Here is a 12,631-nt window from a genome sequence, read left to right as displayed (position 1 = left end):
CTTTTGGCGGGGTTGATGAGCGCAGATTAAGCACTGGGCGATTAACCCTTCAACCTTGGGCTTAAACGTTTGCTCCATGCCGGTGCGGGTGCCACAATTGATGTAGCGTTCGGGTGCTTTATGCCCTACTCTGCCCGCGCCTTACGTAACGGGGGCGTTGTGGAGGGGCAGCCACCCGATTTTAGATGTACCGCACCCGCAGGGGTGAAGGAAAAAATCCGATCGTCCAGGAGGACACTTATGGCAAAGCTCATTGCTTTTGACGAAGAGGCACGCCGCGGCCTTGAGCGCGGTTTGAACACCCTCGCCGATGCAGTGAAGGTGACCCTCGGCCCCCGCGGCCGCAACGTTGTGCTGGAGAAGGCGTGGGGCGCCCCCACCATCACCAACGACGGTGTCTCGATCGCGAAGGAAATCGAGCTGGAGGATCCGTACGAGAAGATTGGTGCGGAGCTCGTCAAGGAAGTTGCTAAGAAGACTGACGACATCGCAGGTGACGGTACCACCACCGCTACCGTTCTGGCTCAGGCACTGGTCCGCGAGGGCCTGCGCAACGTGGCTGCTGGCGCTGACCCGCTGAGCCTCAAGCGCGGCATTGAGAAGGCTGTTGAGGCTGTGACCGAGGCTCTGCTCTCCTCCGCGAAGGAAGTTGAGACCGAGGAAGAGATCGCTGCAACCGCGTCTATTTCTGCTGGCGACGCTGAGATCGGCAAGCTCATTGCTGAGGCAATGGAGAAGGTCGGCAAGGAAGGCGTCATCACCGTTGAGGACTCCAACACTTTCGGCCTGCACCTGGAGCTGACCGAGGGTATGCGCTTCGACAAGGGCTTCCTGTCCGGTTACTTTGTGACCGACCCGGAGCGTCAGGAAGCAGTCCTAGAGGACCCCTACATCCTGGTTGTGAACCAGAAGATTTCGAACGTTAAGGACCTCGTCCCCGTCCTGGAGAAGGTCATGCAGTCCGGCAAGCCGCTGCTGATTGTTGCTGAGGACGTTGAGGGTGAGGCTCTGGCTCTGCTGGTGCTGAACAAGATGCGCGGCTCCATCAAGTCTGTTGCTGTGAAGGCTCCGGGCTTCGGTGACCGCCGTAAGGCTCAGATGGCTGATATTGCTATCCTGACCGGTGGCCAGGTCATTACCGAAGAGGTTGGCCTGTCCCTGGACGCAGCAACCCTGGACATGCTCGGTTCCGCTCGCAAGGTCGTTGTGACCAAGGACGAGACCACCATCATCGAGGGTGCAGGCGACGCAGCGGCTATTGAGGGTCGCGTTGCTCAGATCCGCGCAGAGATCGCTAACTCTGACTCCGATTACGACCGTGAGAAGCTGCAGGAGCGCCTGGCTAAGCTCGCCGGTGGTGTTGCTGTGCTGAAGGCTGGTGCTGCAACCGAGGTTGAGCTGAAGGAACGCAAGCACCGCATTGAGGATGCTGTGCGTAACGCTAAGGCTGCTGTTGAGGAGGGTATCGTCCCCGGTGGTGGCGTTGCTCTGATTCAGGCTGGCGTGAAGGTCTTCGATAAGCTGGAGCTGACCGGTGACGAGGCTACCGGCGCGAACATTGTGCGCGTGGCTATTGACGCACCGCTGAAGCAGATCGCTGCTAACGCTGGCCTGGAGCCGGGCGTTGTGGTTGACCGCGTTCGTTCCCTGCCTGCTGGTACCGGCCTGAACGCTGCGACCGGCGAGTACGAGGACCTGATGGCTGCTGGTATTGCTGACCCGGTGAAGGTGACCCGTTCGGCTCTGCAGAACGCTGCGTCGATTGCTGGTCTGTTCCTGACCACTGAGGCTGTTGTTGCGAACAAGCCGGAGCCCGCTGGTGCGGCTGCTCCCGGTGCGGACGCCATGGGAGGAATGATGTAGTAGAAATTTATCCCTGATGGGGTAAATTTCTACGGAATCCGTGGCACGCGAAGCGTGACACGGTGGTGACCTAACGCTGGTACTCAAACCGGCGCAGGTCCACGTATCCGTATGAGGCGGGGGCGGCTACCCATGAAGGGTGGCCGCCCCCGCTTTTTCTGTGCCCATGCGTCCTGTCCCGGCGGTGGAGGCGGTAGAATGGCTCCTTATGGAATGCGCCTATTTTCGTGATGACCTCTGCTCCTCCTGCCCCCGCATTGAGACCGCCTACACCGCGCAGGTGCAGGCGAAGCAGGAGCATGCCCGCGCCCTGCTTGCCGCCCACCCGCAGATGCAGTGGTTGGATCCGGTGACCAGTGCGGAGGCGGGCTTCCGCAACAAGGCGAAGCTTGTGGTGGGCGGTTCGGCGAAGAACCCGACCCTCGGCATCGTGGATTACCGCACGGGCGCATCCACTGATCTTGGCGGATGCCCGCTCTATATGGAGCCGATTCAGGCTGCTATTCCGGTGCTGCGTGAACTGATTCAGCGCGCGGACCTGACCCCCTATGACATTCCGAATCGTCGCGGTGAGCTGAAGAATATTCTGGTGACTGCTTCGGCGGCGGGTGAGCTGATGGTGCGTTTCGTGTTGCGTTCGAAGAAGCTTCTGGTGCCGATTCGCCGGCAGCTGGACTGGTTGCAGGAGCAGCTGCCGAACCTGGCGGTGCTGTCGGTGAACCTGCTGCGTGAACCGGTGGCGCGTGTTGAGGGGGATGAGGAGATTATCCTTTCGGAGCGTCAGACCCTGCCGATGCAGGTGAATGACCTGACTCTGCATCTGCGTCCACAGAGCTTCTTCCAGACGAACACGAAGGTCGCTGAGGCGATGTACGCGCAGGGCCGTGAGTGGGTGCGTGAGGTGGCTCCGCGCTCGCTGTGGGACCTGTACTGTGGCGTGGGTGGTTTTGCCCTGCATGCCGCTTCGGTGATGGGCGGCGGCTCGGTGACGGGTATTGAGATTAGTGCGGAGGCGGTCGCTTCGGCGCAGCGCACGGTGGCTGAGTATGGGCTGGAGGGCGTGGACTTTTCGGCGCAGGACGCGCCGGAGTTTGCGGTGTCTTCGGGCACGGTGCCGCAGATGCTGGTGGTGAACCCGCCGCGCCGCGGTATTGGTGAGAGCTTGTGCGCGTGGATTGAGGGTTCGGGTATTGACCGTGTGGTGTATTCGAGCTGTAATGCGGTGACTTTGGCGAAGGACCTAGAGCGTATGCCGTCGTATGCGCCGGTGCAGGGCCGCGTGCTGGACATGTTCCCGCATACGGACCACTACGAGGTCATGGTGCTGTTGCAACGGCAGTAGCGGCTTTTAGATGTGTAGGCGGTGGCGCCTCGGATGGTTGTATCCGAGGCGCCGCCGCCTTTTCATACCTCTTTAGCGGGCGTGAAATTCTAACCCTGCGCGGCGAGAATCCCCGCCACGTAGGCTGTTTCAAGTACCCCACATAGATTACTGTAAACAAGTAGTGACTCTAAATATAAAAATTATTTTTATTGGTAAAGTGAATAATGATAATACACCCTCACTTATTGCAATAAGCATACATAGGTTAAATCTTTTTAAGATTAAACTATCTTGAAGAATATAGATCTTGAATAATTTCGTTTAATCTAGATTCGTTATCTTCATTATTGAAAAGAATTCCCTTAACTAGTTTTTCTAGTTCTTTCTTGTGGTTATTTGTACAGAAAGGGATTGGAATTCGTTTCAAATAATTCGCAGAATTATTAACAGTAGGATTTATGTTATGGATAATATCATTTACAATATTTGAATTGAGTAGCGCTAAAATAAAATAAATGTCTTCGGGGTTTTTAGGAAATATGCCAACGATGCTTTGGTCAAATACGCGATGCTCCATAATTGTAGCTTTAATGGTTTTACTTTTTAGCATGGGGATAGCAATTCCCTTTTGAAAGTAGTATTTACTATTTTGGAAACGAGCTTTTTTATCGTGGTTGTAGTGATGAATAGCTTCTTTGCTCCAATTAATATACCATTCATCCTGAGGTTGGTGGAATCTATTTTTAATGCTTCCCTTTAATATCGGAATAAAGTGGTTGCTTTCATCGATTCCAGTGATGTCGGCTTTACCATAATTTATTTCCGAAGTGCTTATGTGTTGATATCCTTTTGAATTTCGAACTTTAGCTGATTTAACTTTTATAAATTCTTTATTGTTTCCGGTATAGATTCCAGTAACGCATTCAGCTACGTCGCCAAGGAATAAATCCATGTTCGAAAGCTTGGCTGTAAGTTCAGTATTTAAATGAATGTTACAATTATGTTCGACCAGTACGTCAACTTGACGTATTTTTTTAGGGGTGAGCGATTCAATTTTGGTAAAGTCGGTCTCTTCGGTTATTGAATCATATATTCTAATAACATTCGAATTTATTGCTTTTTTATTATTTGCGACAGTGATTATAGATAAATTACTATATGCAAATGAAACACCAGGGAAAAGTTTTGATGAAAATATAGTAATCTCTTCAACGCAAAAGTTGGAAAATAAAAACTGCCTAAATTTTTTATGTAAGTTTAGATATAGAAAAGTATCCGGGATTATAAATACCAGTTTTCCAGATTCTTTCAATAAAGTTAAACAGCGGTAAAAAAATAAGACATAAGTATCTTTGGAGTAGATTTCTGAATATTTTAAATTAGCCTTATTTTTTTCATCCTCAGGCATATGGGCTCCATAAGGAGGATTTCCGATAATTTTAGTGAACCCATTTGAAGTGTCTCTGTGGAAATCTAGATTTTTGTCGAAAAGCGTGTTTGCTTTGTTTATTTTAACGTTTGATTTATCGGAGTATTTACGCTCCACCACGTTAATTGCATAGTCGTCAATATCATACAAAGTTAGATTTTGCTTGGGGTTTATCTTTAAAATTTTATCGACAAATGCACCCTCGCCTACACTGGGCTCTAAAACTGTATCAAAATTAGTTAGTTCTAGCTTAGAAATCATATAATTTGTTATATAGTCCGAGTTTGTGTAATACGATTGATAGATTTTATCCATAATTTGCCTCCTTTGAGAATTGAAAATAAATTCCAAGCTATGCGTCAGCCTAAGTTTTTTTGAATATATCCGATTATTTCTACCAAGTCAAGTATTGGCTTAGATTATTGCTTTCCAGGTAGTTCTTGAATTCACTAGTAATGTCGTCAAGCCAACACATATTTTCACTCATCCAGGATTTCAAATCGACACCGGTTATATCAAGTATCTTGGAATAAGCATCATCAGCGCAATATACTTTCCAGTGCGGAGAGTTCTTTAATGTCTGAAGGTAGTGATTATTATCTTCTTCTTTTTGTCGCACAAAGATCATGCAATCATGATTTATAGTCGAGTATATTTTTGCAACTTGGAGTAGTCTGTTTACATTTCCTTTTTCATTAGAGCTAAAACCGCTCTTGAAATCCACAACATAATTTTTAGAATCTTTTGTAAAATGAAGATCTTCTTTCAAATTTATAGATCCACTTTCAGACAGTCCCCAGATAGTGGAGAGATATTCTTTTAATTTTATATTTTCCTCGTGGGAGATAGATAGATTATCTATGAATTTATTCACTCTAGTAGACAGGTCTGACCTGTACTCTTCATATTTCATTGGCGTATAAAAATCAATCTCATTAATTGAATATTCAAATGCTAGTTTACAGAATGGCTCCCATAATTCGCCTATTCTGCGGCTGAATGACATATAGTCGTAATTCCAAACTATATTCCTGGATTCTAACATTACAACGTAGTATGTATAATGTGCCATTAAAATATACTCTAGTGTTATACTCTCTGCATCCTTAATTTTTATCTTTGAATTTAGTAAATCTTGCATTTTTTTATTAACTTTTTTGCTTCTATCCGAAACCTTTTCCAGTTCTAATGCAGAATTAATTACCTCTGCAATGTTTTCTCTGTAGTATCTTAATAACTCATGTTTAGAGCTCATTATACTGTTCCTCTCAATTGTTTCTCATAAATTATTTCAATTATATCATCTGTATTGCGGTCTAATGCTTGACGCAATTTCCAAAGAGCATCAGTAGTAATATTCCTACATTTATCAAAGTTTTTTATAAGGGTGCTGGCGACTTTGACAAGTTTCTGTAAATCTTTGTGATACATACTCTTGTTAATTAGGTGAATTTTGCGGCAAGATAGGGCATGAAAAGGCGCTTCCAGTAACTGATGAGTAGTTAAAAAGTAATAATACTAATACAAGGAGAGCGATTACATGGGGGAATAAGAATATAGTGAATTTTTCTAAGGCTCTACGAGGTGATGGTGCTGTTGCAGAAGCAGTAGCGGCTTTTAGGCGTGTAGGCGGTGGCGTCTCGGATGGTTGTGTCCGAGGCGCCACCGCTTTTTTCGTGCCTATTGTCGGGGGTTTAGCGCTCTGCCGTTAGTCCTGTGCCGCGAGAATACCCGCCACGTACGCCGCCTGACCCACGTGCTGAGCTGCATCGTCAATCAGACTGACCAGACGCACACCGCGAGTCACCGGCGGAGTCCACGAACGGTCAATAATCTCACTCAAATCAGCCTCGCTCAGCGTCTGCGCGTAGGCCGCGAGCGCCTCGCCGGTTGCCACAAGGTACTCCACCAGCAGGGCAGAATCTTCAACCACGATGGAGCGTGCCTGCTCGGCGGTGTGGCCGTAGCCCATGGTGTCGCCCAGCTCGCCCAGGTTGAAGCGTTCCCTGAAACCCTGAGCCTCCCAGATCTGCGGCTGACCGTTCAGCGCGGAGAGCTGCATGTCCATCTGTCGTCCGGCGTGCCAAAGGAGCCAGGCGATAGAGTTCGGGTGCCCGCCCGGGTGGGCGTTGAGTGCCTCAGCTGATAGCCCCTTGATGGCTACGGCGGCTTCGATGCCGGGGCGGCTGGCGGCGTCACGCAGAATATCGTGGGTTTTCATGGAATCCTCCTGATTGTGCTGGCTTCCTTTAGGCTAGCTTCTTGTAGGGAACCGGGTAGTTTTAGTCTACGCCCGCGTGGGCTGAGGGGTGGCTGTAGAGGAGGGGAGAGGGGCTTTGCTCATGTCCTAGCGGTGGGGGCGTGAATTGGGGTGGCAAGAAAAAATGTGGCGCGCGGGAATAATACTCATTTCTTTCCGTTGAACTCTGTGAAGACATCATCATCTAAATTTCACAGGAGAATATTATGACCACCCCCGCTCAGCTGCACTTTGACATGGTCGTCATCGGCTTCGGCAAGGGCGGCAAGACCCTCGCCGGCGCATACGCCAAGACCGGTAAGAACGTTGCCCTCATCGAACAGTCCACCGGCATGTACGGCGGCACCTGCATCAACATCGGTTGTGTACCCACCAAGGCGCTCGTGCACCGCGCCGATGAGTTCCGCGCCAGCGGCGAGCGCACCCTAGAAGAGGCAAACGCCGCCTACGAATCCGCCGTGGTCTTCCGTGACAAGCTGACCGGCATGATGCGCGCCAAGAACCGCGAGATCCTGCTGTCCAACGAGACCGCTAAGCTCATTGACGGTCACGCACGTTTCATCTCCGACACCGAGGTTGAGGTCACCGCGGGCGAGGACACCCTGCGCGTTACCGCCGACTACTTCATCGTCAACACCGGTGCCGTGTCGGTTATCCCGCCGATTGAGGGTATCCGCAAATCTGAGCGTGTGCTCACCTCCACCGAGTTGCAGAAGCTCACCCCGCGCCCCAAGCGTCTGGGCATTATCGGTGGCGGCCCCATCGGTGTTGAGTTTGCCGGTATTTTCTCCTCCTACGGTACCGAGGTGACCATTCTGGACGGTGCACCCGCCCTCTTCGGCCGCTACGACGAGGACGTTGCCCAGGTTGCCCGCGAGATTATCGCAGACCAGGACATTACCGCTCACACCGGCGTGCGTGTGCAGTCCTTCAAGGACGGCGCTGACTCGGTGACCGTGACCTACCTCGACTCCGAGGGCGCTACCCGGGAGCTGGAGGTGGACTACGTGATGGTTGCGACCGGCCGCAAGCCCGCCACCGAGGGGCTGGGTCTGGAGAACACCAGCATCGAAACCAATGACCGCGGCGCAATTGTCGTGGATGAGCACCTGCGCAGCACCGTGCCGAACATTTTCGCGCTCGGTGACGTGAACGGCGGCCCGCAGTTCACCTACATCTCCATGGATGACTACCGCGTGGTGCTCTCCCAGCTGGTCGGTGACGGTTCCCGCTCCACTAAGGACCGCAAGGCAGTGGCTTCGACCATTTACATGAACCCGCCGCTGTCTTCCGTGGGCCTGACCGAGCGTGAGGCAATCGAGGCCGGCCACAAGGTGAAGGTCGCTTCGAAGCCGGTTGCCGCGGTTGCCGCGATGCCGCGTGCGAAGACCCAGGAGAACCCGCGCGGCATCATGAAGTTCGTGATTGACGCGCAGACCGACCAGATTCTGGGCGCCCAGCTGCTGGTAATCGAGTCCATGGAGGTTATTAACCTGGTGGCTCTGGCGATGCGCCACGGCATTACTGCTTCGCAGCTGCGCGATGAGATTTACACTCACCCCTCGATCACTGAGGGTCTGAATGAGGTTCTTGCCGTCGCGGCGCCCGTGAACTAGTTGAACTAGAATCGCGGCTGAATTCGCGGTTCGTATAGCGTTTCTGCTTGTCCGAGTGCTTCCCTGCCCGTTCCTCCCGTTGTGCTATCAACGGGGGTGCGGGTGGGGAAGCATTTTTGTTAAGGCTCATATATACCTAGTAGCTAAGCATGCCCTAAGATTGTTATGAGATAAGCGCAAGCTCACCGATTGGGTGGTCAGCGCGAGAGGGCTCGGAGGAGGCACCCACTCGCTGCTACACCCACCACAGCGCACCGCCTGCGCCGCGCATACAACCGAAAACCATAGGCACGAACCGGGAGAATCATGGCACTGCCCAAAATCAAGCCCTACACCTACGTCGACCGTGAACACAGCAACCGCGTGAGCTGGCCCGTGGACCCCTCCCGCGCTGTACTGCTCGTGCACGACATGCAGGTACACTTCGTCCAGGCTTTCGAAGGGGCCAACCTGGGTGAGGGCAACGACAACCCGGACGCCCAGATCAACATCGCCATTCGGAACCTGCGCCGCCTCATTGACGCCGCCCACGCCGCCGGAATCCCGGTCTACTACACCGCGCAGCCGCCGCGCCAGAACCCCGAAGACCGTCGCCTGCTCATCGACTTCTGGGGCGACGGCCTGCAGAACGACGAGTCCGCCCGCGTGCTCGACGAACTGGCACCCACCGACCGCGACACCGTGCTGACCAAGTGGCGCTACTCTGCGTTCGTGCGCAGCCCCTTCGAGGACCTGCTCAAGGAGTCCGGTCGCGACCAGCTCATTATCGGCGGCGTGTACGCGCACATTGGCTGCCTGACCACCGCCCTGGAGGCGTTCATGCGTGACATTCAGCCGTTTATGGTTGCGGATGCGCTCGCCGACTTCTCGGAGGAAGAGCACCGCATAGCGTGCGAGTACGCTTCGGGTCGTTGCGCCCGCGTGCTGAACACCGCCGATGTGCTCGCAGACCTGCAGGCTGCTGAGACTGCTGAGGAGGCGCGCGCATGAGCTGGGTCATTGTGACCGGCGCGAACGGCGGTATTGGTGAGGCAACCGTCCACCAGCTCATTAAGAACGGTTATTCGGTGTTTGCGGCTGACCTCGTGGAGCAGCCCATTGCCTCCTTCGGTACCTACGGAGACGCAATCTTCCGCTACCGCGCCGTAGACGTTACGAGCGAAGAGTCCGTCATCGCCCTCGCCAACGATGTAGCGGCACTCGACGAACCCATCACCGGCGCGGTGCTCGCCGCGGGCATCGCCCACAGCCAGCCGCTACTGGAAACCAGCTTCGACACCTGGAAGCGCCTGCACGCGGTCAACTCCGATGGCGTGTTCCTGTGCCTGCGCGAATTCGCGCGCATCATGATTGACCAGCAGGAGTCCGACCCGGCGAACAGCCGCTCCCTGGTGACAGTCGCCTCCAACGCGGCACGTGTGCCCCGCGCGGAGTTTGGAGCCTACGGCGCATCGAAGGCGTCGGCGGCGCGCGTGAGTTCCAGCTTCGGTCTGCAGCTTGCCGCGCACGGTATTCGCGTGAACTCGGTATGCCCCGGCACCACCCGAACCCCTATGGTGACTGACGCCTGGGAGGGTGAGGACCGCTCCGCCCTGCCGGTTGCCGGCAACCCGCAAACGTTCCGCCTGGGCATTCCGCTGCGCCGTATTGCCGACCCCGCCGATATTGCGGCGGTCAACGCTTTCCTCATCTCTGAGGCGGCACGCCACATCACCATGCAGGAGATTGTCGCCGACGGCGGCGCGACCCTCTAACGGCACCCCGCGTCCGGCGTTTAGATGCCCGGCGCGAACCCACACACCACTGATAGAAGTACGATGACGAACCTTCCCGACTTTATCTTTGCCACCGGCACCCGCGTCCTGCGCGCATCCGGTGCGATGACCCCTGTAACCTTCGATAATGCCCTGGACGAGGCGAAACGTGCCGGTAGCGCCGTCGTGGGTCTGATTCCTTTTGACCCTGATATGCCCGCCTACCTCTTCGTGCCTGAACGCCTGGAGGAGCAGCAGGTGCCGGTCCCCGAGCAGACCGTAGAACTTGCCGAGCCGGTGTCAGTCACCGGCCGGCAGAACGACCGGTTCCGTGCCGCCGTGGCGACCGCCGTGGAGCGCATGAAGGCGGGCGAGCTGAGCAAGATCGTGCTTTCACGTGTGCTCACCGCCCGCTATGCACCCGGCGCCCTCAACCTGGAAGCGCTGTACAACAACCTACGCGCCCAGCAGCGTTCCGCATTCAACTTTGCGGTGCGCCTGCCCGAGGGTGAGCGCGGCATGAACGGAAGCTACCTGATGGGTGCCTCCCCGGAGCTGGTGTTCCGCACCGAGGGCCGCGCCTTCAAGACCCACCCGCTTGCCGGTAGCGCCCCGCGCATTGCCGAGCCCGGTAGCGACGAGGACGAGGCGATTCGTGACCGCCTGTTCGCCTCGCCGAAGGACCGCCACGAGCATGCCTACGTCATCAACGATATTGCCGAGCGCCTGGCACCCATTGCCGAGGAGCTGAACGTGCCGCAGGTGCCCTCGCTGCTGCAGACCCCGCAGCTGTGGCACCTGGCGACCCCCATCGACGGCGTGCTGAAGGAGGGGCTGACCTGCCTGGACGGTGCCCGCGCGATCCACCCGACCCCCGCGATTTGCGGTGCCCCCACTGAGAAGGCGCTGGAGCTGATTCGCCAGCTGGAGTCTTTCGAGCGCCGCTACTTTGGCGGTCTGGTCGGCTACATGGACGCCGAGGGTAACGGCGAGTGGGCGCTGGTGCTGCGTTGCGCCCAGGTCAGCCCGGACGAGGCGGTGCTGTACGCGGGTGCGGGTATCGTGGCTGAGTCCGACCCGGAGCTGGAGCACACGGAGACCGGCACGAAGCTCGGTAGCTTCGGCCGCGCCCTGGGCCTGGAGACCCTGGGCGAGGATACCCCTTAGGTTCTGCCTTGAACGCCTTGACGAGGCAGAATACAACGACTGAATGCAACGACGGAACGCGCTCGCTGGCATGGCGGGCGCGTTCCGTCGTTGTATCAGGTGTTAGGGGATTGAGCGCGGCTAATCGGTGAGCAGGCGCTTGAGCTCCAGGGGAGTAGCCACCGGCAGAAGCTGAACCTCAACCTGCGCGGGCTCACCCTCGGCAGGGTTCTCCACTGCCAGGGCGATGAGCATCTTCTGGGCGTGCTCGGGGTTCTCCGCGTCGGGCAGTGCCACGGGTACCCACTGCAGGCTAAAGCTTCGCTCGGCAGCCTCGCCACCCTGATTACCGCCCTGATCGCCGCCGCCCTGAGCCGCGGGCGCGCTAAAGGTCGCTTGGGCGGTCAAGCTGTCCTGAGTCAGTACGCGCAGGGCGGTCGGCTCGGGAGTGTCGCTGCCCAGAAGGTCCCCCGGGACCTCCTCGTTCATTGCAAGTTCGAGCGCATCCAACAGGTCATCGGTGAGCTGCACCCGAACCAGGGAGGGCACCACGCTTAGACCGTGGCCGGTTGCCTTGAGCACCGCCTCCTTAGCGGTCCACAGCGCCACAGAGAGCAGATGCAGTACGGGCGCGGGGCGTTCCTGCGCTACCCGCTCGTAGAATGCACGTTCTTCATTGGAGAGCGCTAGGCGCGCAAAACCGGAGAACAGGCGCGCATCCAGGGTCTCAACATCCACGCCGAGCACCGCCGAGGAATTACGACTAAACGCACCCACGACTAGCGGATTCACCTGCGACATATTGAAATTCACGCCCGCAATACGCGGCTTACCGTGCTTCTTACCGCTGGTGCACAAGGTGCAGGAACGATCCACCTCAATCTCAGAAGCGGCACTGGAAGGCACATCCAGACGTGCCGCCGCCATAGCGCGCATGAGCGCCTGAGTGCTCAGGTAGCTGACCGCCGCCGTGGAGGTCGGCAACTGCGCCGCATGCTGCTGCTCAGCAAGCCCCAGGTAGCTCAACCAGCTAAAACGCAGGGAGCCGTACATCGTGCGGGTGGGAAGAGCGAAAATCTGCACGCGCTCGCTCGGGCGGGCGGTAGGGCGCTCCGGGCGCTGTGCGCTGGGTGTTTCGGGGGCAGAATAGCTCATAGGTTTAGTGTACCCGCCCGGCATTACGGCAAGGGGCGCGTCCGAGGCTGCTTGAGGTTGTCCACAGCTGCGACCGCGCGCTAC

The 12,631-nt window shown here is 55.6% G+C and carries 10 protein-coding genes; 6 read left to right on the top strand and 4 right to left on the bottom strand.

Going from position 1 to position 12,631, the window contains the following annotated elements:
- Window positions 1–240 precede the first annotated feature (240 nt).
- Together groL and rlmC are read left to right on the top strand one after the other, a co-directional pair.
- Window positions 241–1,863, top strand: coding sequence for a chaperonin GroEL (gene groL, locus O3675_RS08015; protein ID WP_049346117.1), 1,623 nt, complete (start codon window positions 241–243; stop codon window positions 1,861–1,863).
- A 208-nt stretch (window positions 1,864–2,071) separates the two neighbouring features.
- Entirely contained in the window at window positions 2,072–3,205 is a 1,134-nt protein-coding gene (gene rlmC, locus O3675_RS08010; RefSeq protein WP_371571993.1) for a 23S rRNA (uracil(747)-C(5))-methyltransferase RlmC, read from the top strand.
- Between the two features lie 268 nt (window positions 3,206–3,473).
- On the opposite strand, the gene O3675_RS08005 is transcribed toward rlmC, so the two are convergent.
- From O3675_RS08005 to O3675_RS07995, 3 genes are all read right to left on the bottom strand, one after another.
- On the bottom strand, window positions 3,474–4,931 hold the full coding sequence (locus O3675_RS08005; RefSeq protein ID WP_371571924.1) for an Eco57I restriction-modification methylase domain-containing protein: 1,458 nt from the start codon (window positions 4,929–4,931) through the stop codon (window positions 3,474–3,476).
- A gap of 79 nt (window positions 4,932–5,010) precedes the next feature.
- Window positions 5,011–5,871 (bottom strand): hypothetical protein, encoded by an 861-nt coding sequence (locus O3675_RS08000; protein WP_371571922.1) that lies wholly within the window; start codon window positions 5,869–5,871, stop codon window positions 5,011–5,013.
- A 453-nt stretch (window positions 5,872–6,324) separates the two neighbouring features.
- Complete coding sequence (locus tag O3675_RS07995; protein ID WP_371571920.1) at window positions 6,325–6,837, bottom strand: DinB family protein; 513 nt, start codon at window positions 6,835–6,837, stop codon at window positions 6,325–6,327.
- 245 nt (window positions 6,838–7,082) lie between these two features.
- Here O3675_RS07995 and O3675_RS07990 point away from each other — a divergent pair, with 245 nt between their 5' ends.
- The 4 genes from O3675_RS07990 (at window position 7,083) to O3675_RS07975 (ending at window position 11,413) form a co-directional block, all read left to right on the top strand.
- On the top strand, window positions 7,083–8,492 hold the full coding sequence (locus O3675_RS07990) for an FAD-dependent oxidoreductase (RefSeq protein WP_371571918.1): 1,410 nt from the start codon (window positions 7,083–7,085) through the stop codon (window positions 8,490–8,492).
- Between the two features lie 306 nt (window positions 8,493–8,798).
- Window positions 8,799–9,482 carry an isochorismatase family protein gene (locus tag O3675_RS07985; protein ID WP_314706385.1) on the top strand — a complete coding sequence of 228 codons (684 nt, stop codon included), beginning with the start codon at window positions 8,799–8,801 and terminating at the stop codon, window positions 9,480–9,482.
- Window positions 9,479–10,246, top strand: a complete 768-nt coding sequence (locus O3675_RS07980) for an SDR family oxidoreductase (protein WP_371571916.1) — start codon at window positions 9,479–9,481, stop codon at window positions 10,244–10,246. Before O3675_RS07985 ends, O3675_RS07980 begins: the two co-directional genes overlap by 4 nt.
- A gap of 63 nt (window positions 10,247–10,309) precedes the next feature.
- Window positions 10,310–11,413 carry an isochorismate synthase MenF gene (locus O3675_RS07975; protein ID WP_371571915.1) on the top strand — a complete coding sequence of 368 codons (1,104 nt, stop codon included), beginning with the start codon at window positions 10,310–10,312 and terminating at the stop codon, window positions 11,411–11,413.
- 120 nt (window positions 11,414–11,533) lie between these two features.
- Here O3675_RS07975 and O3675_RS07970 read toward each other — a convergent pair whose 3' ends face one another.
- The gene (locus O3675_RS07970) at window positions 11,534–12,547 is read right to left on the bottom strand and encodes a 4'-phosphopantetheinyl transferase superfamily protein (protein WP_371571913.1); all 1,014 of its coding nucleotides are present in this window, start codon (window positions 12,545–12,547) and stop codon (window positions 11,534–11,536) included.
- Window positions 12,548–12,631: the final 84 nt, after the last annotated feature.

Origin of the sequence: Rothia sp. 27098_8_27 (assembly GCF_041432805.1) — a bacterium.
Taxonomy (GTDB): Bacteria; Actinomycetota; Actinomycetes; order Actinomycetales; family Micrococcaceae; genus Rothia; species Rothia mucilaginosa.
Note: the sequence above shows the minus strand (reverse complement) of the source record. Positions and strands in the feature narration are given on the sequence as shown.

Excerpts from the sequence above, each read along its gene's own strand:
- groL (WP_049346117.1), top strand. The coding sequence starts at position 241 with ATGGCAAAGCTCATTGCTTTTGACGAAGAGGCACGCCGCGGCCTTGAG.
- rlmC (WP_371571993.1), top strand. The coding sequence starts at position 2,072 with ATGGAATGCGCCTATTTTCGTGATGACCTCTGCTCCTCCTGCCCCCGC.
- O3675_RS08005 (WP_371571924.1), bottom strand. The coding sequence starts at position 4,931 with ATGGATAAAATCTATCAATCGTATTACACAAACTCGGACTATATAACA.
- O3675_RS08000 (WP_371571922.1), bottom strand. The coding sequence starts at position 5,871 with ATGAGCTCTAAACATGAGTTATTAAGATACTACAGAGAAAACATTGCA.
- O3675_RS07995 (WP_371571920.1), bottom strand. The coding sequence starts at position 6,837 with ATGAAAACCCACGATATTCTGCGTGACGCCGCCAGCCGCCCCGGCATC.
- O3675_RS07990 (WP_371571918.1), top strand. The coding sequence starts at position 7,083 with ATGACCACCCCCGCTCAGCTGCACTTTGACATGGTCGTCATCGGCTTC.
- O3675_RS07985 (WP_314706385.1), top strand. The coding sequence starts at position 8,799 with ATGGCACTGCCCAAAATCAAGCCCTACACCTACGTCGACCGTGAACAC.
- O3675_RS07980 (WP_371571916.1), top strand. The coding sequence starts at position 9,479 with ATGAGCTGGGTCATTGTGACCGGCGCGAACGGCGGTATTGGTGAGGCA.
- O3675_RS07975 (WP_371571915.1), top strand. The coding sequence starts at position 10,310 with ATGACGAACCTTCCCGACTTTATCTTTGCCACCGGCACCCGCGTCCTG.
- O3675_RS07970 (WP_371571913.1), bottom strand. The coding sequence starts at position 12,547 with ATGAGCTATTCTGCCCCCGAAACACCCAGCGCACAGCGCCCGGAGCGC.